Annotated in this window: 23 protein-coding genes and 1 tRNA gene; 8 read left to right on the top strand and 16 right to left on the bottom strand. The window is 62.5% G+C overall.

What is annotated here, in order from left to right; genetic code table 11:
* Window positions 1-195: 195 nt before the first annotated feature.
* From PZL22_RS15045 to PZL22_RS15065, 5 genes are all read right to left on the bottom strand, one after another.
* Entirely contained in the window at window positions 196-531 is a 336-nt protein-coding gene (locus tag PZL22_RS15045; RefSeq protein ID WP_010970149.1) for a hypothetical protein, read from the bottom strand.
* 216 nt (window positions 532-747) lie between these two features.
* A complete protein-coding gene (locus PZL22_RS15050; protein ID WP_003527539.1) occupies window positions 748-1,008 on the bottom strand; it encodes a hypothetical protein in 261 nt (86 codons plus the stop codon).
* 547 nt (window positions 1,009-1,555) lie between these two features.
* Window positions 1,556-1,632 (bottom strand) — tRNA-Met (locus PZL22_RS15055).
* 134 nt (window positions 1,633-1,766) lie between these two features.
* The gene (gene mnmA / locus PZL22_RS15060; protein WP_013844832.1) at window positions 1,767-2,963 is read right to left on the bottom strand and encodes a tRNA 2-thiouridine(34) synthase MnmA; all 1,197 of its coding nucleotides are present in this window, start codon (window positions 2,961-2,963) and stop codon (window positions 1,767-1,769) included.
* 263 nt (window positions 2,964-3,226) lie between these two features.
* A complete protein-coding gene (locus PZL22_RS15065; protein ID WP_003527543.1) occupies window positions 3,227-3,970 on the bottom strand; it encodes a helix-turn-helix transcriptional regulator in 744 nt (247 codons plus the stop codon).
* Between the two features lie 406 nt (window positions 3,971-4,376).
* Here PZL22_RS15065 and sciP point away from each other — a divergent pair, with 406 nt between their 5' ends.
* Window positions 4,377-4,652: a CtrA inhibitor SciP gene (gene sciP / locus PZL22_RS15070; RefSeq protein ID WP_003527546.1), complete on the top strand. Its 276-nt coding sequence runs from the start codon at window positions 4,377-4,379 to the stop codon at window positions 4,650-4,652.
* A 150-nt stretch (window positions 4,653-4,802) separates the two neighbouring features.
* Entirely contained in the window at window positions 4,803-5,084 is a 282-nt protein-coding gene (locus tag PZL22_RS15075; protein ID WP_003527553.1) for a GNAT family N-acetyltransferase, read from the top strand.
* 172 nt (window positions 5,085-5,256) lie between these two features.
* On the opposite strand, the gene PZL22_RS15080 is transcribed toward PZL22_RS15075, so the two are convergent.
* On the bottom strand, window positions 5,257-5,607 hold the full coding sequence (locus PZL22_RS15080) for a hypothetical protein (RefSeq protein ID WP_003527555.1): 351 nt from the start codon (window positions 5,605-5,607) through the stop codon (window positions 5,257-5,259).
* A 550-nt stretch (window positions 5,608-6,157) separates the two neighbouring features.
* On the opposite strand from PZL22_RS15080, the gene ctrA reads away from it, so the two are divergent.
* Entirely contained in the window at window positions 6,158-6,859 is a 702-nt protein-coding gene (gene ctrA / locus PZL22_RS15085; RefSeq protein ID WP_003527557.1) for a response regulator transcription factor CtrA, read from the top strand.
* A gap of 374 nt (window positions 6,860-7,233) precedes the next feature.
* Here the strand turns inward: ctrA and PZL22_RS15090 are convergent, their stop codons facing one another.
* Complete coding sequence (locus tag PZL22_RS15090) at window positions 7,234-7,602, bottom strand: response regulator (RefSeq protein WP_080573314.1); 369 nt, start codon at window positions 7,600-7,602, stop codon at window positions 7,234-7,236.
* Between the two features lie 242 nt (window positions 7,603-7,844).
* Window positions 7,845-8,507, bottom strand: a complete 663-nt coding sequence (chpT, locus tag PZL22_RS15095; RefSeq protein WP_003527560.1) for a histidine phosphotransferase ChpT — start codon at window positions 8,505-8,507, stop codon at window positions 7,845-7,847.
* A gap of 367 nt (window positions 8,508-8,874) precedes the next feature.
* Here chpT and PZL22_RS15100 point away from each other — a divergent pair, with 367 nt between their 5' ends.
* Together PZL22_RS15100 and PZL22_RS15105 are read left to right on the top strand one after the other, a co-directional pair.
* Window positions 8,875-9,477 carry a DUF1134 domain-containing protein gene (locus PZL22_RS15100; protein ID WP_010970153.1) on the top strand — a complete coding sequence of 201 codons (603 nt, stop codon included), beginning with the start codon at window positions 8,875-8,877 and terminating at the stop codon, window positions 9,475-9,477.
* A gap of 148 nt (window positions 9,478-9,625) precedes the next feature.
* On the top strand, window positions 9,626-10,708 hold the full coding sequence (locus PZL22_RS15105; protein ID WP_003527562.1) for a coiled-coil domain-containing protein: 1,083 nt from the start codon (window positions 9,626-9,628) through the stop codon (window positions 10,706-10,708).
* Between the two features lie 230 nt (window positions 10,709-10,938).
* Here the strand turns inward: PZL22_RS15105 and PZL22_RS15110 are convergent, their stop codons facing one another.
* Both PZL22_RS15110 and PZL22_RS15115 read right to left on the bottom strand, forming a co-directional pair.
* Window positions 10,939-11,766, bottom strand: coding sequence for a TrmH family RNA methyltransferase (locus tag PZL22_RS15110; protein ID WP_003527563.1), 828 nt, complete (start codon window positions 11,764-11,766; stop codon window positions 10,939-10,941).
* Window positions 11,767-11,770: 4 nt separating this feature from the next.
* Entirely contained in the window at window positions 11,771-12,154 is a 384-nt protein-coding gene (locus PZL22_RS15115; RefSeq protein WP_003527564.1) for a hypothetical protein, read from the bottom strand.
* Between the two features lie 29 nt (window positions 12,155-12,183).
* On the opposite strand from PZL22_RS15115, the gene PZL22_RS15120 reads away from it, so the two are divergent.
* Together PZL22_RS15120 and rpoH are read left to right on the top strand one after the other, a co-directional pair.
* Window positions 12,184-13,215: an RluA family pseudouridine synthase gene (locus PZL22_RS15120; protein ID WP_003527565.1), complete on the top strand. Its 1,032-nt coding sequence runs from the start codon at window positions 12,184-12,186 to the stop codon at window positions 13,213-13,215.
* A 197-nt stretch (window positions 13,216-13,412) separates the two neighbouring features.
* Window positions 13,413-14,318 (top strand): RNA polymerase sigma factor RpoH, encoded by a 906-nt coding sequence (gene rpoH, locus PZL22_RS15125; RefSeq protein ID WP_003527567.1) that lies wholly within the window; start codon window positions 13,413-13,415, stop codon window positions 14,316-14,318.
* 130 nt (window positions 14,319-14,448) lie between these two features.
* Here the strand turns inward: rpoH and PZL22_RS15130 are convergent, their stop codons facing one another.
* Complete coding sequence (locus tag PZL22_RS15130; RefSeq protein WP_127516311.1) at window positions 14,449-16,713, bottom strand: hypothetical protein; 2,265 nt, start codon at window positions 16,711-16,713, stop codon at window positions 14,449-14,451.
* A gap of 63 nt (window positions 16,714-16,776) precedes the next feature.
* A complete protein-coding gene (locus tag PZL22_RS15135; protein ID WP_003527570.1) occupies window positions 16,777-18,075 on the bottom strand; it encodes an adenylosuccinate synthase in 1,299 nt (432 codons plus the stop codon).
* Window positions 18,076-18,279: 204 nt separating this feature from the next.
* On the opposite strand from PZL22_RS15135, the gene PZL22_RS15140 reads away from it, so the two are divergent.
* Entirely contained in the window at window positions 18,280-19,170 is an 891-nt protein-coding gene (locus PZL22_RS15140; RefSeq protein ID WP_003527571.1) for a DMT family transporter, read from the top strand.
* A 136-nt stretch (window positions 19,171-19,306) separates the two neighbouring features.
* On the opposite strand, the gene serA is transcribed toward PZL22_RS15140, so the two are convergent.
* The 4 genes from serA to PZL22_RS15160 form a co-directional block, all read right to left on the bottom strand.
* Entirely contained in the window at window positions 19,307-20,902 is a 1,596-nt protein-coding gene (gene serA, locus PZL22_RS15145) for a phosphoglycerate dehydrogenase (RefSeq protein ID WP_003527573.1), read from the bottom strand.
* A gap of 81 nt (window positions 20,903-20,983) precedes the next feature.
* On the bottom strand, window positions 20,984-22,162 hold the full coding sequence (locus PZL22_RS15150; protein WP_003527575.1) for a phosphoserine transaminase: 1,179 nt from the start codon (window positions 22,160-22,162) through the stop codon (window positions 20,984-20,986).
* Window positions 22,163-22,299: 137 nt separating this feature from the next.
* Window positions 22,300-23,100, bottom strand: coding sequence for an outer membrane protein (locus PZL22_RS15155; RefSeq protein WP_086017687.1), 801 nt, complete (start codon window positions 23,098-23,100; stop codon window positions 22,300-22,302).
* 211 nt (window positions 23,101-23,311) lie between these two features.
* Window positions 23,312-24,187, bottom strand: a complete 876-nt coding sequence (locus PZL22_RS15160; protein ID WP_013844837.1) for an outer membrane protein — start codon at window positions 24,185-24,187, stop codon at window positions 23,312-23,314.
* Window positions 24,188-24,431 lie beyond the last annotated feature (244 nt).

The raw sequence follows: 24,431 nt of genomic DNA on the forward strand, positions 1-24,431 counted from the left end.
CTGCCGTTTGTAGCAGCATGCCAAATGGCGCCGTGCGTCCGGAAACGCGCGGCGCCCTATGATGGCGACCGTTCGGCTATACTGCATGTTTCCTTTAATCGTATCCGATTAAAGGACAAAAACATGCAGCAGATCAAAGTGCCACAGCGACCTCTGCGCGTCTGATAAGACGCGCGGCGCTGTAGCGGACGAGGCTCAACCTATGCGAGGACATCCCGGCCGATTTGCGAAATAGACGGTCGTAAGCCGGCCGCGCCGGCCGACACCGTCGACCGCCACCTCGCGCCGCGTGACCGACCGGATATCCGGGTCGCGGATTCCAAGCCGATAGGCGCGACGGATGGCCTGACGTTCGCTGCAGCCGCGAGACGGACGATAATCGTAGTCATCATCGTCGTATCTGCGATCGCGCAGCTGCGGACCGTCCGGACCGATATACAGGTCGAATGACTGGGCTGACGAAGCAGAAGGTACAGCAGCCGCCGCGCCGCCCAAAATCAACCCGGCCGCGAAAAGCCTGCCGATGTTCATGACTTCTCCTCCATGCTCTCATTTGAGAGCTTTCTTAAACTCATATCTGAACGGCAGGGGAGCGGATTAGTTCCGCCCTTCCGCGTCTTTGAGCCGGGGAGGACGGACCAAGCGGCAGGACATCAGGGCGAGCGCTTCGGGAGAAATGAACCACGCCTCACCGGGCGCGCTCGCCGGTTCCGGAAGAGCCGTCGAGGGACGGCTCGACGTTGATGACTACTGTTGAGCGCCGCCCGGCGACGTTCCCTCGCCGCCTGAAGGCGCCTGCGTTTCCTGTCCGCCTGAAGGTGCCTGCGGCGCTTCAACGTTCGGCACGTTCACGTCGACGTCGGTATTTCCACCACCGCCGCTGCCGTCGAAGAGATCGCCGCCAAACAGGAACAAGGCTCCGACAACTAGCAGAATCACGATTACCGCAACGGCCCACCCACCGCCGCTGCCCCCGGTGTTGACTACTGTTGGTCCTCTGTCTGCCATTTGGAGTTCTCCTTTAGGTTCTTTCCTCCAGGGAAACCACTACAGCAGAATTAAGTTCCAGAGCGAGAAACAAGGGTAGACAACGCCGATGACAGTTCTCGTCATAAAGTTGGGAGAATGGATCCGGCGCAGGAGCGACCGACGGCCAAAACCGTATTGATCAAGTAACCAGCAGAAATCTACTCTAATGATCTTTCGAGTATGGCCTTTGACAGTAACTCATTTAACGACGTTAGAATTCAGTGCAGAAGACTCGGCGCTTCCACTGGCCTCTGGTGGCGGCTCGTGGTCGAAACGGCGAATAAAGGAAAGGAGTGGCGGCTTCAGAGCTTTCACGCAAGAGCGAGAGCGAGGCGCTATGAGTGATAGAGCGCGCTCGAAAAAAAGAAAGCTCATCGAGTGGACGGGAGGGCCGGCACTCCCTCGTAGATCCGGCAAGCCGTTTTGGTGAACCTTGCTCGCGCCCAGCGACAATATGCAGGATCGCACCGGCCAATGTCTCAGGAATAAACCGTAACCAATGTGTCCAGAATGGACCGGGAAGGCTTGGTAGCGGAGGAGGGATTCGAACCCCCGACACAAGGATTATGATTCCTCTGCTCTAACCTACTGAGCTACTCCGCCGCCGGTGCCGTGAAAGCTTCTGAACGAAGCCCGTCTTGGCTGGTCGGGCGGCTTATAAGGCGCTGTTCCGGCTAGTGTCAAGCAATGTCTTCGGGAAAAAGCGATGTTTTCCCGCCACGCCGGAATCGCCCGCTTTACGCTGCCGCCGGCGCCTGCAAGAGCGCCTTCAGCGCCGCTTCCGCGGCCGGCTCGCGCTCGGACCTGCGGATGAAGCCGCCGCCATAGACGCGCGCATCCTCGCCGGTGCCGGAATAGAGCGCGCAGGCCTGGCCGGGCGCGACACCCGCCTCGCCTTCGACGAGCTCGACATATAGCCCTTCGGCATCGCTCTTGAGGACCGCCGGCGCGGGGCGGCGGGTGGAGCGCACCTTGGCAAAGCATTCGAAGCCCTGCCCGGCTGCCGCTTCCAGTTCCTCGTCACCCAGCCAGTTGACGTCGCGCAGGTAGACGCGGCGCGTCTCCAGCGCCTCCTTCGGGCCGACGATCACGCGGCGCGAGCGGGCGTCGAGGTAGACGACATAGAGCGGCTCGCCGGTCGCGACACCGATGCCGCGGCGCTGACCGATCGTGTAATGCAGGATGCCCTCGTGCGCGCCCAGTACGCGACCGTCGAGATGGACGATTTCGCCGGCAAGCGCCGCGTTCGGCTTCAGCTTCGAGACGATGTCGCTGTATTTGCCCTGGGGCACGAAACAGATGTCCTGGCTGTCGGCCTTCTTGGCGACGACAAGGCCCATCTCCTCGGCGAGCGCCCGGGTCTCGCTCTTCGGAAGACCGCCGAGCGGGAAGCGCAGATAGTCGATCTGCTCCTGCGTTGTCGCAAAGAGGAAATAGCTCTGGTCGCGCTCGGCGTCGGCCGGCCGGTAGAGCGCGCGCTGGCCGGCATAACGCGGCTTCGGGCTCGGCCGCGAACGGATGTAATGGCCGGTGGCGAGCGCATCGGCGCCGAGCTCCTTGGCGGTCGCAAGCAGGTCGGCGAACTTGACCGTCTGGTTGCAGGCCACGCACGGGATCGGCGTCTCGCCGGCGATATAGCTTTCGGCGAAGGGGTTGATCACCGTCTCGCGGAAACGCGCCTCGTAATCGAGGACATAATGCGGAATGCCGATCGTCTCGCAGACGCGGCGGGCGTCGTCGATATCCTGACCGGCGCAGCAGGAGCCGGCCCTGTGCACCGCCGCGCCATGATCGTAAAGCTGCAGCGTGATGCCGAGAACGTCGTAGCCCTCGCGTTTGAGAAGCCCCGCCACGACGGAAGAGTCGACGCCGCCGGACATGGCGACGACGACGCGCGTATCTTCGGGCTTGCGGTCAAAATCGAGACTGTTCACGGGATCCAATCCGGCATCCGGGCGCGGCTCCTGTACCGGCACCCTGTTTCACGCTTGAGGCCGCACGGCGGCACATGAGGGCGACGCGGCATATTCTGTAGGGTCTACGCCCTTCTGGTATTTTCTTCGTGCATGCCGTCATCCCAAAACCGCTGCTCGGTGTCGGGCGGCATGCATCAGACTTTTCCGTGCCGCGACATATAGAAACTTGCGCCCGTCACGGCAAGAGTGGACGGCAGAACGCCGGCCGAGCACTCGACCCGTCAGATCAGCTTCATCCGCATCGCCCGGGCGATCGCCTGCATGCGGTTGACGGCGTCGAGCTTGCGGGTCGCGCTCTTGAAATAGCTGCTCACCGTATAGGCGGATATGCCGAGAATGATGGCGATCTCGTCGCTGCTCTTTCCGGCCGCCGCCCAGCGCAGACATTCGACCTCCCGGCTCGAGAGCTTCTCGCGGGCGCCGCTGCCGGCATCGAAGGTACGCTCGAGGCATTCGAAAAGCTGCAATAGCGCCAGATAGAGCGTCGCTCGCTCCGCGCCGGCCGGCTCGTCCCGCGTGCCGGAGAGCACTGCCACAAAAGGCTCACCATAGGTCGTGTGCAGCAGCACCGCGAAGTGACCCATACCGGCATGGGGCGGGAGGCGGATAAACGCGGCCTTGCCGGCGCCCTTGCCCGCGGGCTCCATGAGTTCAGGGCCGCCGGTGACGGGCAGCTTCGTCTGGCGCAGGCGCTCTACCAGCTCGCTCGTCTGGAACGTCTCGCCGGCGTCATACTGCTGTACCAGCTCCGCGGGCCAATTGCTCAGCACGAGACGTTCGGAAAAGCGCTGCTCGTCGGCGAGAGGCAGACGCGCGATCATGAAATGCGCGAAGCCGTAGCGGGAGATCAGCCGCCGCATCAGATGCAGGAGCTCGTACTCCGTGCGCACCGATGCGGGGTCGATCTCGAAAGGCATGTTTGCTTCGGCCTCGCGCCGCGAGGCCGGTTCGTTCGAATCCTTCATTCCGGTCACCGTGCTGCCGGCGTTGCCGCCGCTATGGAGACTAAAGCGGTCTTGGCCCGGTGGCTGAAAGCGCCCCCCTGCCCGCGCCGCAGACATGAGCCGCGCCGCCCGCAAACTTCGTGACGCCCCGGTTTATTCCGGGAGCATACACGTGGACGCCCGTTTGATCCGGCGCCTCGCTGTCGCGAATTCCAGTCGAAGCGAAATGTGGTGATTGCATGGCCCGCGTCCCGAAATTCTAGGAAGGCCTGCCGTTTCCTTCCGTCACGAACAGCCACCCTTGCGAACCATCCGCGGCCGAGGCCGCTCAAATGATGATCAAATGGTTATCAACGGTTTAGGCAATTATTAAATGTGGCAAGCTAAGGTCACAGCCATATGGTCTTGAGTTTGTGTAGAGAGTCCCATGACCGAAATGATGCGTCCACGCGTGAAATATGTCATCGGCCCCGATGGCAGCCCCTTGACGATCGCGGACCTGCCGCCGGCCAATACCCGGCGCTGGGTCATCCGCAGGAAGGCTGAAGTCGTCGCCGCCGTGCGTGGTGGCCTTTTGAGCCTCGAAGAGGCATGTGAGCGTTACACGCTGACCGTAGAGGAATTCCTCTCCTGGCAATCCTCGATAAATGACCATGGTCTCGCCGGCCTGCGCACGACGCGCATCCAGCAATATCGCCACTGATCAATCCCCTGCAGGGCCATAATTCGAACCGGCGGCTTGGGTGCTCCTGAGCCGCCGGTTTCGTTTCAGCCGATTTGACGATAAAACCATCCATCAGATCATGCTGCAGCTACCGTATCGCCACCAACGCATGGGAACGAAGGACGCCCGATGGACATCGCCCAGGAAGAAACGAATACAAAAGGCCGCTACACGGCGACGCTCGACGGCCACACCGGTGAGATGACCTATTCCAGGTCGTCGCCGCATCTCATAATCGTGGACCACACGTTCGTTCCGGACGCGTTGCGCGGCAAGGGCGTCGGCCAGGCGCTGGCCCTTCACGCGATCGAAGAGGCCCGAAAGGGCAGCTGGAAGATCATCCCGCTCTGCCCCTTCATGCGCGCTCAGGTCATGCGCCATCCGGAGTGGCGGGATGTGATCCAGGGTTGATAGTGCAAGGGACCCCTTCTCCTGCCGCATCGGCCCGACAATCGGAATCGATCTTCGAAAAGCACAATGCGCCGATTCAACAAGTTAGAGCGCCCTTTGTGCTTCTGATAAGACCCGCGGCGCTGTAAGGCACCGCGCGTCTCATCAGATACGCGGTGCCGTAGCTGCTCTCTCAGGCGCGCAGCCGCGCACCCGTATCCCGCTCCTCGAGCGCTGCTGCCCTCGCATATTCCGCCTGCACCTCCTCGAGCGCGAGCTCGGCCGCATCCTGCTGCATCTTCAGCTCGCGAATGGAAACCTGGAGATTATCGGCCCTCTGGCGGGCAGCCTTGGCGAAGGTGGGATAGGCGAAATGCGAAGGGTCGGAAATACCCGACTTCTTCTCCTCGAAGACGATCTGGTTTTCCAGATCCTTGGTCATGCGCTCGAACTCGGCCATCATCATTTGAAGCTGGCTGAGCTGGCGCTGCTTTTCCCGAACCTGAAATTCCTTCAGTCGGACTAGGCTCTCACGTGCTTTCATACGCAATACTCCCGTGGATACCGAGACCCCGGTTACTGTTCCCGAGCGGGATAAGGGAAAGCTGTGAAGGAGATCTCCGCCCGCATCCCGCTCTAACTCCTTCTAATCGACCACTAGAGAAGCCGGTTCGCCCGGAATCCCCGTGATCTGCGGCCCGTTGTGCCGGCCCAACCGAGCCGGAAACAAAAATCGACCGCGGCCTTAACAAATGCCTACCGCTGGTAACCTTTCGTTTACGGGCATCGTTAATCATAGGTGCGATGATTTAAGGCTCCGTAAATGCTGATGCATGAAATGTGGACTTTCGCGCATTTACGAGTCGGAAGAGTCAGTTAACGGCATTCCCTCATGTATCACATGAGGAGCGCAATTTCAGATTTACGTTTTGAATCAGGAGACTGCTAAAAATATTTAACATTTTCGATACACCTTGCCAGAGTGAATCAGAATTTGTTAACCATTTGGTGGCAGCCTCCAAATCAGGCAACGACTGGATCCGTATCGCGTAAGGATGCCACGACAACCTTGGGCGGCGGAAAAGGGGAAGACTATGCGGGTTCTACTGATCGAAGACGACAGCGCGACGGCTCAGAGCATCGAGCTCATGCTCAAGTCCGAAAGTTTCAACGTCTACACCACAGATCTCGGGGAAGAAGGCGTCGATCTCGGCAAGCTTTACGACTACGACATCATTCTCCTCGACCTGAACCTGCCGGACATGTCCGGTTACGAAGTTCTCAGAACGCTGCGTCTGTCGAAGGTCAAAACACCGATTCTCATCCTTTCGGGCATGGCGGGTATCGAGGACAAGGTGCGCGGCCTCGGCTTCGGCGCCGACGACTATATGACCAAGCCTTTCCACAAGGACGAGCTGGTGGCCCGGATCCACGCGATCGTGCGCCGCTCCAAGGGCCATGCCCAGTCGGTCATCTCGACGGGCGAGCTGATCGTCAACCTGGACGCCAAGACCGTGGAAGTCGGCGGCCAGCGCGTGCATCTGACGGGCAAGGAATACCAGATGCTGGAGCTGCTCTCGCTGCGCAAGGGCACGACGCTCACCAAGGAAATGTTCCTGAACCACCTTTATGGCGGCATGGACGAGCCGGAGCTGAAGATCATCGACGTCTTCATCTGTAAGCTGCGCAAGAAACTCGCCAATGCCGCCGGCGGCGCCAACTACATCGAAACCGTCTGGGGCCGCGGCTACGTGCTGCGCGAGCCGGAAGGCAGCGACTACCTGGAAACCGCCTGATTTCCGGCATTCCCGTAGGCGACATACCCGCATCTGCCGCCTCGCCCGAACCGCAGCCGAACCCGCCTAGTCAGGGCGGGTTTTTTGTTGCCGACGCATATTGACCCGTCACAGCAAGTACGTGACGCCGCATAGCAGCGATTAGTGGCGGATACATTTTTTCTCTCTGCCTCATTCCTGTGCGTGTCACAGGAATCCAGCAGCGCTGCGTCTGCGGCGCGGGAGGGTCTTTTCAGCCCAAGGACTTGGCCTGGCTGGATTCCTGTGACGAGCACAGGAATGAGGAATCAAGAGAGAAAGCCTTGCTCTATCGGAAGATGGGGCAGGTGAGCGCTTGGGTAAGCCCCGCGTGGCCCCATAGGACCGGCTCTGTTTCAGGCCGCCATGGACTGACCGGCGAAAACACTCGTCAGTATCTTGCGGTCGAACGGTTTCAGCAGGAAATCGTCGGCACCGGCCCGCTTGCCGGCCATCATCTTCTTGAGATCCGCCTGGACGACACAGTAATAGATCCGCACCGAAGCGCCCTCAGGCAGGCGACGGATATTGCCGATCAGCTCGAGCGCACCGTCCAGGCCCGCATCGACGATCAGGATGTTCGGCAGTTCGGCCTCGCATCGCACCAGCGCCTCAAGGCTGCTCGGCGCCTCGGAAACCAGGAATCCCATTCCCCACAGGATGCGCTTCCCGACCTTACGCACAACATCCGATCCGTCAGCAATCATCAAGCGCCGCACGTCCATCTCCTTCCCGCTCCGCCACACGCGAAACCATCTCCATGAAGCAATCCTATACGGATTTGGCAAAGAAACAGTTACCGCGGTGACGCGGCATCACCCGCCGCGCTGAAAACCGCCGACGCTTCCGGTCGGTCGGAGGGATGCGGTCGTGAAGCATACGGGAGGGCGCATGGGTCCTCCCGTCACCGGAGCAATGAGACGATGGAAATCGGCCAGATTTGCCGAAAGCCGCGCTTGGTTCCGCCTCAGGCGCTCACCGTTTCGGGCGCTACGACGCGAGCGGTGAAGACGATCGCTTCGCCGGTCGATACGACGTCGATCGCCATACCGGCCTCTTCCGCCAGGAGCACCGTGTAATAGGGCTGGATCGAATGTGCGTCGACCGCCTCCTCCGGCGTGCCGGAGATGAGCTCCACCAGCTTGGGCGGCACGCGCATCATCCGACCCTTGGCATTGAGGGTGAATATCGCGTCGAACTCCGGATTTTCCAGAGTGATGTCGATGACGCCGCCACGCGGGATCGAGCCGTAAGCGATCAGGAACAGGTTCAGGAGCAGCTTGACGCGGTTCTTGGCGATGATCGCGCGCGGTCCGTTCCAGTTGACCTCGGTCTTCTTCTCCGAAGCGGCAAAATCCTTGGCGGCCTTCTCGGCCTCGCCGGTGTCGATCGAGGCACCGACCGAGCCCGAGGCCCCGAAGGCAAGGCGCGCGAATTTCAGCCGTACCGAGGCATTGAGCGCGCTGGTGCGAATCAGGTCCATCGCGTCCGCATCGGCGCCGCCCTCGTCGAGGAGTTCGAGACCGTTGTTGATGGCGCCGACCGGCGAGATGATGTCGTGGCAGACGCGGCTGCACAGCAGCGCGGCCAGATCGTGTCCCGTCAACGTCAGATTCGGATTCTTTGCCATCATTCTTCCTTGCTCGCTTCAAACCGGATCACGGGCTGTCGCGGCGCCGGGCGCGCATAAGCCCGACGCAGCTCCCGCACGGTCGTGAGTAAGATCATGAGGCGGGCGGTCGTGCCATATGTCGATAAGCCATAATGACATCACATTTGGTAAACCGATTGTTAAGATGATCCGTTCAAATTGTCGGAGCACCCCGATTTCAGGTGGGTTCCTGGAAGCCGATAAGGTGCACTCGTTCCAAATGCTAGTGCGTCCCGCGCGCATGCTTGTGAAAATGGCCCGTGCCGGCACCGACGGCGCAGCCGATGGAAGAGCCGGTCATGACGGCCGGCGCGCGAGCCGCTTTCGCGCCCCGACGGAGGAAACGATGCAGCCGATGATGAAGACCACCCTGATGGCTGTCCGCGCTATTGTGACCATGATGGCCCTGGTGGCCGGCACCCTGATCGCCGGCACCTCCGGCGCGCAGGCGCAATCGCAAAACTCAAGCCAGTACACGATGCAGGAGATCGTCGACGCCGGTCATGGTTTCTTCGGCGAAACGTCCGGGGGCCTTGCCAAGGTCGTCGAGCGGGCCTTCGAGCGCTATGGCCTGCCGAACGGCTATATCCTCGGTCAGGAAGGATCCGGTGCCTTCATCGCCGGCGTCACCTATGGCGAGGGCGAGCTCCATACCAAGAATGTGGGGCAGCACAGCGTCTTCTGGCAGGGCCCGTCACTCGGGCTCGACTGGGGCGGCCAGGGCAGCCGCGCCATGATGCTCGTCTACAATCTGCCGAGCGTCCCGGCTCTTTACAAGCGCTTCGGCGGCGTCTCCGGTTCGGCTTACGTGGTCGCCGGCGTCGGCATGACGGTGCTGACGGACGAACATGTCGTGGTGGTGCCGATCCGCACCGGCATCGGCGCGAGGCTCGGTATCAATGTCGGCTATCTCAAGCTGACGCAGCAGCCGACCTGGAACCCCTTCTGAGGCGCCCGCGGCACGGCGCCGATGAACTGCCCTTCGAAAAGACGTGCAAGCTTGCGGTAATTGTTGCAGCATTTCCTGCATCATGCTTACTGCATGAACGCGAATGACTGCCTGCTGCAGACCCGGTCCACACTGAAACGGCCCGCACGTGATTGAATATGCGCTCCTCTTTGCCCTGGGCTTCCTGACGGCGGTCGTCATCGGCCTTCTCGTCGCGCCTGCCATCCAAAGGCGCATCGTGCGCTTTGCGGAGGACAGGCTGAAGGCAACGATGCCTCTGAGCCCGCAGGAAGTGCGCGCGCAAAGGGATGCGGCGCGCGCGACTTATGCCGTCGAAAACGCCAAGACGCTTCAGGCGCTGCGCCGCGAGCGCGACAAGGCTGTCGCGCTGATGGTTCAGCATGAAAGGACCCTGAGGGACACGCGCCATCTGGTGAGCGAAAACACCGAACTTCAGGCGCAGCTGGCGGATATGAACGTCGAGGCGGCCACCATGCGCTCTGCCATCCGTCAACTGGAACAACGCCTGGAAAGCATGGAGGCGGCTGCCAAAAGCTCGGCACGAGAGAACGGTGCGAATTCCGAGACCGTGCGCTCGCTGCAGAGCCGGATCGACAAGCAGAGCGCGGACCTCGACGGCCTCAAGATAGACCTTGCGGCGCGCGACACCGAAATCGAGCACTTGAAGAGCCGGATGAGAGCGATGCATGACGAGCGCGAGACTTTGCGCGCCAACGTGAAGGCAGAAACCGCCCGCGCCGGGGAAATGGAGCTGCGCCTCACCGGAGACGAGGCACGCATGCATCAACTCGAAAACCGGCTCGCCCGCGAAACGGCGGCCAATGCCGACCGCGAAAGTGCCCTCGAACAGCGCGCAGCAGAGATCGCCCATTTGAGGTCGCAGGTCAAAACGCGCGGTGCGAAGCGTTCGAAGCATGCGGACGGGCACGACGCCGCGACGGAAGGCCTCGACACGACCGCGCTTTCCGACGATCTCAGAAACCGGGCGACAGCGCTCTCCGAACGCCTTGTCGGCTCCAAATCGGCTGCTCACGACGAGGCGCTCCGCGAGGAGATGGCCGAAATCGCGGCTGGCATGGTCACCCTGACGGCGACGCGCGAGGGCGACACCTCGCCCATCCACGGCCTTCTTGCCGGCGAAGATGCCGAAGGGCAGGCAGGCCGAAGGAGCCTGGCGCGGCGGGTGAAGGAGATGCTGGAGCCCGAATGAGATCAGGGCGCCTGGCGAAGGCGGCATGCCCCTCATCCGCCTGCCGGCACCTTCTCCCCGCAAGCGGGGCGAAGGCACAAGCGGCGATGTCTCGCCTGGATTGTCCTCCCTGGAGATCAGCTTTCAAGCCTGCGGCTGGCCCCTTCTCCCCGCATGGCGGGGAGAAGGTCGCGGCAGCGGGATGAGGGGCAGCATCCGCACCCATCTTGCCTAAACGCTCGCCGTTGCGCTCAAATCCTGCCGTTGATGCTTGCAACCTGATGCAGCGCTATGCCCGCCGCCATCGCCACGTTGAGGCTGTCCAGGCCGGGCCGCTGCCGGATGCGGGCCGTGCGGATTTGCGAAAGGATCGTTTCGGGCAGTCCCTCGCCTTCGGTGCCGACAAGCAATGCGGTGCGCGGCGCCGGCGGGATTGCGTTGATGTCGGCGGTGCCGCGCGGGGACAAACCCCAGACGACGAAACCTGCCGTCTGAAGACGTTCGATCAGCTCCGCCGCCGTACCCTCGCGCGCGAAGGGCAGCGTCAGCACCGACCCCACGGATACGCGGATTGCCTTGCGGTACATCGGATCGCAGCTCGTCGAGTCCATCAGCACCGCATCGACCCCGAAGGCCGCAGCGTTGCGAAAGAGCGATCCCATATTGTCGTGGTTCGATATGCCGCAGGCGGCGAGCACGAGGCTCGACTGCGGTAAGCCTGCAATCAGCGCATCGCGGCCCGGCGCGGCATCGCGCCGGCCGAGCGCCAGCACGCCGCGATGCATGTTGAACCCGGCGATCGCGTCGAAGACGCGGCTGGCGGCCACATAGACCGGAACGTCCGGCGGAAACTGCGCGAGCAGCTCCGCGACGCCGGCGACCCGGCTCTCGAGGAGCAGGATCGCCTCGGCTGCGATGCCGCGCCCTTCGCGATGCGCAGCTGCAAGCATCCTGAGCACCACGGTCCCCTCGGCGATGAAGCGGCCCTGCCGTCCCGTCAGATCGCGCTCCTTGATCGACAGGAACCCGGCTATGCGCGGGTCCGCCGGGTCGTCGATGCGAAGGAGAGGCTCAGTCATGTCGTCAGTTGGTCCTGACCGTGACGTCGGCGACGATGCGGCCGGCCCTGATGTCGAAAACGATCGCACGCGGCTCCGCACCGGGCAAACTGCCGTAGAAGACGAGCTGCGAGCCGGAAAGCGCCACATTGCTCACCGAGAAGCCGGCCGGCAGCGCCGCAATGGCACTTACCGGCGCATCGCCGGGCACGCTCAGGGCCGGCTGCGCCGCCTCGGCGCTTCCGTCCGTGCGGGTCAGCTTGTAGACAATCGCCCCGAGGACGGCCATAAGCATCACCAGCATCACGCCGGCCGAGACGAGTTGCAGGCGCACCATCTTGCGACGGACGTTCTCCATCGCGGGGTCAAGCGGCTTGTCTTCCTGTTCTTCAGGCTCGATTGCGGTCATGGTCGGCTTTCTATCGGAATTGGAACGGAATGAACGATCCCTTTAAACAAGCGCCCGGCAATAGGAAAGTCCTGACGGCAGGCGATGACGCGGCCGGGCGCCTCGACGCCTTCCTGACGGAAGCGCTTGCGGGCGAGTTTTCGCGCAATCGCATCAAGAGCCTGATCGAGCAAGGAGCCGTCTCGATCAACGGCGCGACCGTCACCGAACCGAAGCGAAAGGTTCATCCCGGCGACTCCTTCCGGATTGCCCTGCCCGAGCCGGAGGATCCCGAACCCAAGGGTGAGGCGATCCCGCTCGACGTGCTTTACGAGGATGCCGATCTGATCGTACTGGTCAAGCCGGCCGGTCTGGTCGTGCATCCGGGCGCCGGCAATTGGACGGGAACCCTCGTCAACGCGCTCATCCACCATTGCGGCGACAGCCTTTCCGGCATCGGCGGCGTCAAGCGCCCCGGTATCGTGCATCGCCTCGACAAGGACACGAGCGGCGTCATGGTGGTCGCGAAGAACGATGCCGCACACCGCCACCTTTCGGATCAGTTCGCCGACCATGGCCGCAACGGGCCGCTCGAGCGCGCCTATCGCGCCGTAGTCTGGGGCCGGCCGCGCCAATTGAAGGGCAAGATCGACGCACCGCTGGGGCGGGCGGGCGACCGGACGAAACGGGCCGTCAAACGCGAAGACAGCGACGATGCACGCGAGGCGATCACGCATTACGAGGTGGTCGAGCGCTATCACGAGAAACCGGACGGCACCTCTCTCGCCTCCACCGTCGAGTGCCATCTGGAGACCGGGCGTACGCACCAGATCCGCGTGCACATGGCCCATATCGGTCATCCGCTCATCGGCGATCCGGATTACGGCGCGGCCTTCCGCACCAAGGCCAATCTGCTGCCGGAACCGGCGAGGGCCGCCGTCAATCGCTTTCCGCGACAGGCCCTGCACGCCTTCATGCTGCAATTCGAACACCCCGCAACCGGCGAGACCATGCATTTCGAAACGCCCGTGCCGGCGGATATGCAGGAATTGATCGCGGCGCTGCGGGCCGGAGCCCCTTGAATTTGCGTGTGAAGATTCCGATCTTATAGGCGTTTCAATTCGCCGATTTCTTTCTCCAGTTTCACGACAGCGTGAAACTGGATTCCTTGAATCATGCTTTCGCCGCACTTATCTATTAGCCTCGTGGGGTCTTGGATGAAGACCCACAGGCCCGGCCTGCCGTCCCGGAGGCCGGCGACGCACAAAGGGGGTGCTTCATGGCCCGCAATACCTTGCCGACCATTGCTGCTGGAGAGGGCGGTCTCAACCGCTATCTCGACGAGATTCGCAAATTTCCCATGCTCGAGCCGCAGGAAGAGTACATGCTCGCCAAGCGGTATCAGGAGCATGACGACCGCAAGGCCGCGCACAAGCTCGTAACGAGCCATCTTCGCCTCGTCGCCAAGATCGCGATGGGTTATCGCGGCTACGGTCTGCCGATCGGCGAAGTCATTTCCGAAGGCAATGTCGGCCTGATGCAGGCGGTCAAGAAGTTCGAGCCCGATCGCGGCTTCCGCCTCGCGACCTACGCCATGTGGTGGATCAAGGCTGCCATCCAGGAATATATCCTGCGTTCGTGGTCTCTGGTCAAAATGGGCACGACGGCCAACCAGAAACGCCTGTTCTTCAACCTGAGACGGCTGAAAGGCCGCATCCAGGCGCTCGATGAAGGCGATCTCAAGCCGGAACAGGTGAAGGAGATCGCCACGACCCTGAAGGTCAGTGAGGAAGAGGTCGTCTCGATGAACCGTCGCCTTTCGGGCGACGCTTCGCTCAACGCGCCGATCAAGGCGAGCGAAGGCGATTCCGGCCAGTGGCAGGATTGGCTGGTGGACGATCACGACAATCAGGAACAAATCCTGATCGAACAGGACGAGCTCGAGAGCCGCCGCGCACTGCTGGCCAATGCCATGAAGGTTCTGAACGATCGTGAGCGCCGGATCTTCGAGGCCCGCCGCCTCACCGAGGAACCGATAACGCTGGAGGATCTTTCGACCGAGTTCGACATCAGCCGCGAGCGCGTGCGGCAGATCGAGGTTCGTGCCTTCGAAAAGGTGCAGGAGGCCGTGCGCAAGGCTGCGCTGGAACGAGCCAGTGCGCTGCGCGTGGTTGAAGGCGCTTAAAGGACCACTCATTTCTCGACAAACGAAAATCCCGGCTGGACACCCAGCCGGGATTTTTTCATGTCTTCATGTGCTCTGAAACCACGCACTACCGGACGGAAAACCGTTACCCACTTTTCCAGGAAGTGCTCTACTGCCCGCTGGAAGCTGTGCTGCCGGGACTGCCCCATGCCTGCAAGGCCTTGTTGAAGGCGTCCGCTCCGCCCTGCCCCTTCTCCAAGGTGAGGAGCGCGCGGCGGCCGTTGCGATAGGTGATGGGGATATCGATCCAGCTGCGGCTGCGCAGAAGCTCGGTGTTGTTGCTGACCGCTTCGGCAAAATCGTTGAGCGCGATCATGTGGAAATCGTCGGTGATCTTTGCCGGGACTGCGATCAGCGGATCGCCGCGGTCCTGCTCGGTTCGCTTCATCGAAACGCGCTGGACGCCGTCGATGGCGCCGCCCTCGAAGCTCTCGGGCAGCGAAAACACGAATTCGATCACGTGACTTGCGGGCAAGGACGGATCGGCATTGCGCTTGATGGTCATCAGTGCCGTGAGGCCACGATCGGGAACCGTGATCTGCGCCTGGATCGCGGGCTCGGGCTTGGCATCGCCGCCGGGCGATTCCTCCTTGATCGACCAGGCAACGGTGCCGGGGATCGCGGTCGGTGAGGACTGGCCGAGCCTCTCTTCATAGAGGAACATCTTCTCGCCATCGGCGACGGAAACCTCGGGCTGCGCTGCCTCGCTGGCGGCCTGGCCGGGCACCGGCGAGGCTGTCTGATCCGCTGCCGCCTGCTGCACGCCGGCATTGGCGTTCGGCGGCTCTACCGCATGCGTCCGTGCGGCGACGGATTTGCCTTCCTGAGAAGCTGCCGTCTCGTTCGCGACGGCAGGTCCCTCGTCCATTTCCGTTCCATCGGCAAGCAGCCGCTGAGTGAACTTGGTGGATGCAGCATCCGAAAGCGCTGCATTTTCCTCGATGCCGGACTGTTCGGCCGGTCGGTTCGCCGGCTCGGCCTCGCTACCGGGCGTCGCCGGTGCCGGTGCCTCGGCGGGATCACCCGGCATGAGCTTCGCGACCATGCCCGTGAGCCAGGCATTGCCCGCCTCTCTGTTCTGCCAGTAGGCGTAGCCGCCGGCGCCGAGGAGAAGCACGACCGCCGCGCCGATCGACAGGCGCTTGATGCTGAACCGGCTGGGCTTGGGCGTGGTGCGATAGGAAGTGGGGCGAGCAGGGACCGCCGGCGGCGCGGCAAGGCTGCTGTCTTTGTCCTTGTTGCTCGTCGGACCATTCGCCGTTCGCCCGTCGTCGTCAAAACCGAGCAGATCATCGACATGGTCCCAGGCCGTGCCGGCACGCTCTTCCTGGTTCGCGGCCGCCGGAGCCTTCTCGACGGGCCACGACCATTCGGAAATTTCCGGCTCGTCGGCCGGCCGGTCCTTCGTGCCTTCGGTTCCTTGGGCAAAGGGGTCGCTGTCGTCGAATGACCAGGAGCGCGCTGCGTCGGCCTCGCCGCGCTGCTGCTGCGTTTCCGCCTTTTCCGGCTCGACCGGATGTATGCCAAGCCGTTCAGGCTCGGCCGGCGATGTCTCGTCCTGCCTATGGTCTTCCGGCTCGGCCGGGGTCTCGCTCGGCCGTGCCGGGGGGGTGGTATCCTCCCATTCGGGCAAGGCCCACTCGGATGGTCCCGGCCTGTCCGGCACATCCTCGGCCTGGACCTCCACCGGCGCCGGCTCGGCCTGATGCGTTTCGATCTCAGCCTCATCGCGGCTGACATCCTGCGGATCGGGCTCGGCGGCCGTCACGTCTTCGGCCGGATGTTCCTGCTGCGCATCGGCCTCGGCGGCCGGCTGCTGTTCCTCGGCCGGCTCATCCCATTGCGGAGCGGCGGGGGCAGCGTCGACCGGCTCCACCTCGTGAAGCGGTGCCTCTTCGCGCGTGTCGACCGTGGGCGCCTCGGCAACCGGTGCAGGCGGCTCCTCATCGGGGGCCGCTTGCACCAGATCTTCAGGTTCTTCGGGGGCGGCGTCCGAAGCAGGCTCTTCGACCGGAGTTGGAGCGGTCTGTTCCGCTTCGACGGATGCGGCCGGCAGTCCCTCAGGCTCCGCCTCCTGTGTTACCGGTGTGGCGGCCTCGTCGCTCGGCGGTGCTTCGAGCGTATCCGGCTCGATAGCTTCGGTCTCCTCGACCGGCGGCAGGGCTTCGGCGTGTTCGCTTTCAACCTCGGAGATTGCCTGTTCCAGCTTGTTGAGCTGGCGGTTGATCATGTCGTCCGAGGGCCTGGGATTCATGCTCTCGAGCTGACGGCGTACGGCACCGCGCGCCTTCTCGTAGACCCTGCCTCGCATTTCCAGTGTGTTTTCCGACAGGCCGTCGACCGTCCTGCGAATAACTGCAACAAAATCCGCCATCAGTACTTTCTCAATTTCGAGACCCGCGGCAATTGCCGCGTCGCCGCTTTCCCTGCGCCGACACTAGTCCTCAAAAGGGTCCGTCACAAGTATCGTGTCGTCCCGTTCCGGGCTGGTCGAAAGTAGCGCGACCGGCGCGCCGATCAGTTCCTCGACCTGGCGAACATACTTGATCGCCTGCGCCGGAAGATCGGCCCAACTGCGGGCACCCACCGTCGATTCTTTCCATCCCTCGAGCGTGATATAGACCGGCTTTGCCGAAGCTTGCTGTGCCTGACTTGCGGGAAGATGATCGATCTGCTGTCCATCCAGAGTATAGCCGACGCAAATCTTCAACTCATCCAGCCCGTCGAGCACATCGAGCTTGGTGAGCGCTATGCCCGTGATGCCGTTGGCGGCGACCGACTGGCGCACCAGCGCAGCATCGAACCAGCCGCAGCGGCGCTTGCGACCCGTCACCGTCCCGAATTCATGGCCGCGCTCTCCCAGGAAGCGGCCGATTTCATCGTCGAGTTCGGTCGGGAACGGCCCCTCGCCGACGCGCGTCGTATAGGCCTTGGTGATGCCGAGGATATAGCCGAGCGAACCGGGGCCCATGCCCGAGCCGGCGGCGGCCTGACCGGCGACCGTGTTCGACGAGGTCACGAAGGGATAGGTGCCGTGATCGATATCCAGCAGCGTGCCCTGCGCGCCTTCGAAAAGGATCCGTGCGCCCTTGCGGCGCTCCCGGTCCAGGAGCAGCCAGATCGTGTCCATGAACGGCAGCACGCGCTCGGCAACCGACGACAGCTCGTCCATGATCGCCTGATGGCTGATTTCCGCCTCGCCGAGGCCGCGGCGCAACGCGTTGTGATGCGTCAGCAGCCGATCGACCTTGGCCGGAAGGGTGTCGAGATCGGCGAGATCCATGACGCGGATCGCGCGGCGGCCGACCTTGTCCTCGTAGGCCGGACCGATGCCGCGGCGGGTCGTGCCGATCTTCGTGCCGCTGTTGGAAGCAGCATCCTCGCGTATGCCGTCGAGCTCGCGGTGGAGCGAGAGAATGAGCGTGGCATTGTCGGCGATGCGCAGGTTCTCGGGCGTGACCTTGACGCCCTGGGCCGCAAGCTTGTCGATCTCGGCGAGCAATGCATGGGGGTCGATCACCACGCCATTGCCGATGACGGCGAGCTTGCCGGGACGGACGACACCCGAAGGCAGCAGCGACAGCTTGTAGCTGACGCCGTCGATCACCAGCGTGTGGCCGGCATTGTGGCCGCCCTGGAAGCGCACCACGATGTCGGCGCGCTCCGAGAGCCAATCCACGATCTTGCCTTTGCCTTCGTCGCCCCACTGGGATCCGACCACCACGACATTCGTCATAATTCTCTTCCTGTTCACGCGCGCATGCGGACGGTGCGCTGTTCTCAAACCCGCGCATCTATACTGTGTTGTCTTTCGGAAAGCGACCCCGTTATGAGCGGTGGTCAGTCCTTTTTGAATGACAAACCGCGGATTTAACGCCTATATCTCGAACTCTCGTGCCATTCCGGCAATCCTCCTCCATCCCGCACGGACCGTATCATCGTGAACGCCAGGGCCTATTTCTATCTCGGTATTACCGCGCTCTTTTGGGGCGGCAATTCGGTAGCGGGCAAGATGGCCGTCGGGCACGTCAGCCCGATGATGCTGACGACCTTGCGCTGGTTGCTCGCGCTTGCGGTCATCCTGGTCCTGATGACTCCGCAGATCCGCCGCGACTGGCAAAAGATCCGCCAGCACTGGCTGCAGCTGCTTGCCTATGGCGCCGTCGGCTTCACCATGTTCAATGCGTTCCTGTATTCCGCGGTGCAATACACCAGCGCCATCAATGCCGTCATCCTTCAGGCCGGCATTCCGATGCTGATCTTCATCTTCAATTTCGCGCTTTTCAAGATGAAGGCGTCGCTCGCCCAGGTCATCGGCTTTACCGTCACATTGATCGGCGTGCTCATTACCGCCGCCCATGGCGATCTCGCGAGCCTCATGCGCCTGAGCTTCAATTTCGGCGACGCGCTGATGATCCTCGCCTGCATCGTCTATGCCGCATATACGGTTGCGCTGCGGTGGAAACCGGCGATGCATTGGCAGAGCTTCATAGCCGCCCCGGCCTTCGGGGCGCTGCTGAGCGCCATACCGCTCCTCTTGTGGGAGATGGGGAAAGGCACGGCGATCATGCCGGATGCGACCGGCTGGGCGATCGTGATCTATGCGGCGATCTTCCCCTCGCTGATGTCGCAGGTTCTCTATGTTCGCGGCGTCGAGATGATCGGCGCCAACCGTGCCGGTCTGTTCATCAACGCCATTCCGGTGTTCGGGACCCTTCTCTCCGTCCTTCTGGTCGGCGAGATATTTCACCCGTTTCATCTCGCGGCGTTGGCACTCGTCCTCGGCGGCATCGCCATCGCCGAACGCGGCCGGCCGAAGCTGCCGCGGTGACATAAAGGCTCGCATGTTCGCGCGCGTGAGAAATCGCGCCGCGCTGTAGTAACCCGCCCCTCATCCGCCTGCCGGCCCCTTCTCCCCACACGATGGGGAAAGGTGCCGGCAGGCCGGATGAGGGGGGCGACCGTGCTCAGTCGATATTGAACACCAGCGGCTTTGCCTGGCGGATCGCTTCGTTCGCCCGCAGCTTGTCGAGCACGATCTCCGAAACCGGGCCATCGACGTAAAGCAGCGCGATTGCATCGCCGCCCTGTTTCTCACGGCCGAGCTGGAAGTTGGCGATGTTGACGCCCGCGTCGCCGAGGGTCGATCCGATGAAGCCGATCATGCCGGGAACGTCGGTGTTGGTGATGTAGACCATGTGATTGCCGACATCCGCATCGAGATTGATGCCCTTGATCTGGATGAAGCGCGGCTTGCCGTCGGAGAAGACGGTACCTGCGACCGAGCGGGTCTGGTTCGCCGTCTTTACAGTCAACTTGATGTAGCCGTCGAAGACGCCGGTCTTGTCGCGCTTGACCTCGGAAAGGATCACACCCTTTTCCTTGACCATGACCGGCGCCGAAACCATGTTGACGTCGGCCACCTGCGGGCGGATCAGGCCGGCGAGCGCCGCGCTCGTCAGCGCCTTGGTGTTCATCGCCGCGGTCGAGCCGTCGTAGAGTATCTCGATCTCCTTGATCGCACTTTCGGTGACCTGCCCGACAAAGGCGCCGAGAACGTCCGCGAGCCGGATGAAGGGCTTTAGGATCGGCGCCTCTTCCGCCGTGATCGACGGCATGTTGATGGCGTTGGTGACCGCACCCTTAACGAGATACTCCGACATCTGCTCGGCGACCTGCAGAGCGACGTTCTCCTGCGCCTCGGTGGTCGATGCGCCGAGATGCGGGGTGCAGACGACGTTCGGCAGGCCGAAGAGCGGGCTCTCGGTGGCGGGCTCGACCTCGAAGACGTCGAAGCCTGCGCCGGCGACGTGGCCGGCCTTGAGGGCCTCGGCAAGCGCCTTTTCATCGACGAGACCGCCGCGGGCGCAGTTGATGATACGCATGCCCGGCTTGGCCTTCGCGATCGCCTCCGCGTTCAGGATGTTGCGGGTCTTGTCCGTCAGCGGCACGTGCAGGCTGATGAAGTCTGCCTGGGCGAGGAGTTCATCGAGCTCGACCTTGACGACCCCCATTTCCTCCGCCCGCTCCTTCGACAGGAACGGATCATAGGCGATGACGTGCATCTTGAGACCGATCGCGCGGGCGCAGACGATCGAGCCGATATTGCCGGCGCCGATGACGCCGAGCACCTTGCCGGTGATCTCGACACCCATGAACTTCGACTTTTCCCACTTGCCGGCCTGGGTCGAGCCGTCGGCAGCGGGAAGCTGGCGGGCAACGGCGAACATCAAGGCGATCGCATGCTCGGCGGTGGTGATCGAGTTGCCGAAGGGCGTGTTCATGACGATGATGCCGCGGCGCGAAGCGGCGGGAATGTCGACATTGTCGACGCCGATGCCGGCGCGGCCGACGACCTTGAGATTGGTCGCGGCGGCGATCAGCTTTTCGGTCACCTTGGTGGCTGAGCGGATGGCGAGGCCGTCGTAATTGCCGATGATCTCGGCAAGCTTCTCCTTGTCCTTGCCAAGCTTCGGCTGGAAATCCACTTCCACGCCATGGTCGCGGAATATCTGGACAGCGGTTTCCGACAGTTCATCGGATACGAGAACGCGAGGTGCCATGAAGGCCTCCTTGAAAAAACAGGTCTGAACCATTGGGGATTAGGCTTCGCCCTCAGGGAGAGCGAAGCGGATCGCATCGGATCAGGCGGCAGCCTGCGAAAGCGTCGCCTTCTGGGTCTCGAAAGCCCAGGCAAGCCACGGCATCAGCGCTTCCATGTCGGACGTCTCGATCGTCGCGCCCGCCCATATGCGAAGCCCGGACGGCGCATCGCGATAGTGGCCGATGTCGAATGCGACGCCTTCCTTCTCGAGGAGGGCCACGACGCCCTTGGCGAAGGCGGCCTGTGCGTCCGCGTCGAGCGCCGACACATCATTGTCGGCGATCTTCAGGCAGACCGACGTATTGGAGCGGGTTTCGGGCTTCACCGCGAGGTTGGCGATCCAGTCATTGGCTGCAACGAAACGGTGAATGACCTCGGCATTGGCATCGGCGCGGGCCACCAGACCTTCGAGGCCACCGACCGACTTCGCCCAGAGAAGCGCGTCGATATAGTCCTCGACGCAGAGCATGGACGGCGTATTGATCGTCTCGCCGGTGAAGATACCTTCGATCAGCTTGCCGCCCTTGGTCATGCGGAAGATCTTCGGCAGCGGCCAGGCGGGGACATAGGTCTCCAGCCGTTCGACGGCGCGGGGGCTGAGGATCAGCACGCCATGGGCGCCCTCTCCACCGAGCACCTTCTGCCAGGAGAAAGTCACGACGTCGAGCTTGGCGAAATCGAGCGCCTGCGCGAAGGCGGCGGAGGTCGCATCGCAGATGGTCAGGCCCTTGCGATCCGCGGGAATGAAATCGGCATTCGGGACACGCACGCCGGAGGTCGTGCCGTTCCAGGTGAAGACTACGTCGCGGTCGAAATCGACCTTGGACAGGTCCGGGAGCTCGCCGTAATCGGCTTCGAGGCGGCGTACGTCGGAGAGCTTCAACTGCTTGACGACGTCGGTCACCCAGCCGGCACCAAAGCTCTCCCAGGCCAGCATGTCGACGCCGCGGGCGCCGAGCAGCGACCAGAGCGCCATTTCAACGGCACCGGTATCCGAAGCGGGGACGATACCGATACGGTAGTCGGCCGGAACTTCGAGAATTTCGCGGGTAAGGTCGATCGCTTGCTTGAGCTTCGTCTTTCCGATCTTGGCACGGTGCGAGCGACCGAGCGGGGCATCGGAGAGAGCTTCGAGCGTCCAACCGGGACGCTTGGCGCAAGGACCAGAAGAAAAATGAGTATTGGCCGGGCGCATGGCCGGCTTGGCAGGCTTCGTCATATGCTATCCTCTCAGATAGAAGCCCCTCGTTGGGGAGGGGTGTCCCGCCGCCGGGAATATTGCGGCTCGGAGAGGAAGTCAAGCGGTCGCGTCGCGATTGAAGAAACTTTTGCCGTTTCGAGCAAACCCGCTCTGCATCACCAAAGCGCGAAACGCAGGCCGACTCGGAACTCATGGCGTGAGAGTCCGTCGTCATGACCCTTCGCGCCCCCGGAGCCAAACATGTCGCCATCCGCGATTTGCGAATAGCGATAGCCCGCATCGAACTTCAGCCGATCCGTGACATCGTAGGAGACACCCGCCATGAGGGCGTAGGTAAAGCGCCAGCTGTCCCGCCCGCCGTAGGAAGCACCGCCCGCCGCCCCGGAGCAGGCCCCGCCTGCCCCGACGCAAGTCGAGGTTTCATGGGTCGTTTTCCAGTCGATCCGGGTTGCTCCGATACCGGCACCGAGATACGGCGTGAAACCGGCAAGCGTCGCCAGATCGAGATAACCGTTTGCCATCAGGCCGAGCGCGGAAAAATTGGCGCTGTGGGAAAGGGCACACCTTGTCCCAGCGCCCTCGCCCGCGCACGGACTGGCGGACAGCGACGACCCGTCGAAGCGGCCCTCGAAATATTCGGCCGTCAGGTCGGCACGAATGACGTCGGTGAATTGATAGCCGAGACCGATCGTGGCGGAGGGCGGCTTGTCGAAGCGTGCGTTGTCGAAGGAAACTTCTCCCGTGCCGCCAAAGGAGCGGTAGAAGGGATCGCCCTCGTCCAGCCAGGCCGCGTAGCCGATGTCGCCACGCAGATAAAGGCGGCCGCCGCCGGTCGCTTCCGGCGAAATCGTTATCTCGGGCGCGTCGAGCAGTTCTTCGTCGGCGGCCTGTGCGGAGAACGGCGCCAACAGGCCGGCGCAGAACGCCATGCTGCAAAATCCCCGTCGCCAATCCATGCCATGCCCTTTCGCTCGGCCAAGCTGCGGGCTTGCGCATATGGGGACGCAAAGCGCTGCAGCATGAAGCTGACCATTCGCGTTAACTATTGCAGGCACGGGTTAACTATGGGTTAACCATGTCTCTTAGGAATGTGGAAAGGGCGACAAAACGGAAGGGCCGCCCCATGGGACGGCCCTTCGAAACTCCGCAGTCTAGGTCTAGCTCGGATCACTTGTATACGATCGGCTCGGCCGGCGGCACATAGGCCGCTTCGCAATTGTTGCCGAAGGAATAGCGCAAGCCGGCGCGCGCCTCGTGCACATAGATGTCCTTGTCGTAGGCCGGGCCGCTGTTGAGATTGTAGCCGAACATGTTGCCGCCGTTGATATGGCGGAAGCGGTAGCCGACATCGGCCTTGAGATTGCAGGTGAGATCTACGGAGGTACCGGCCATCAGCGCATAGGTGAAGCGCCAATCGCTTTCGCCCTTGTGCTCGATCGTCGGGTCGCAGTTGCTCGGATCCGTGACGTCGCAACTCGTGTTGCGCAGCGTTCCCCACTTTACCCGGGTGCCACCGATACCGGCACCGACATAGGGCGTGAAGGCGCCGTAGGTCCCGAGGTCCACATAGGCATTGGCGAGCAGGCTCCAGGCGGACATTGATGCGACATCGTTCGAGACGCAATTGACGGCAACCCCGCAACCGCCGCTGGTAGAACCGTTGAAGTCGGACTCGCCGAGATAATCGAGGGTGACGTCGGCACGCAGATAGCTGTTGATCTGGTATCCGACACCGCCGCCAAGGACGTAGGAATCATCCACATCGGCGCGGTCGAAATCGACCAGGTTGCTGTTCGAGCCCTGGAAATAGTGGGCCCCGCGCAAATCGTTCCACGCGTAGCCGACGTCGCCGCGCAAATACCAGCCGCTGGCTTCGACCACCTCCACAGGCTGCTCGACGAACGGCGCTTCCACGGGCGGCTGATAGACGTCCGCTGCATATACCGGCGTGCCGCTCAGCAGAGCCGCAGCAACGCCCCTAAAAATCTTCTTCATGCCCCAACCCCAATACATTAGAGTATTCTTGAACGGCTGACGGATCATAGTCGCAGCGGTTCCGTATGCTTCGACGCATAATGAAGGGGAATGGTTAATCCCTGATTAACTACAAAAATTTACCTTGAATATTAACTGTCGGCAGTATTCGGTCGTCGCAGCCAACAATAGTTGCCCCTCATCCGCCTGCCGTCACCTTCTCCCCGCAAGCGGGGAGAAGGTGACTCGTGGCAACGGTTTCACTCCCTGACACCGGGAGGCGATGGCGTACGAGGGCAGGCCCCTTGTCCCT

This window comes from Ensifer meliloti, from assembly GCF_030064585.1.
Lineage (GTDB): Bacteria > Pseudomonadota > Alphaproteobacteria > Rhizobiales > Rhizobiaceae > Sinorhizobium > Sinorhizobium meliloti.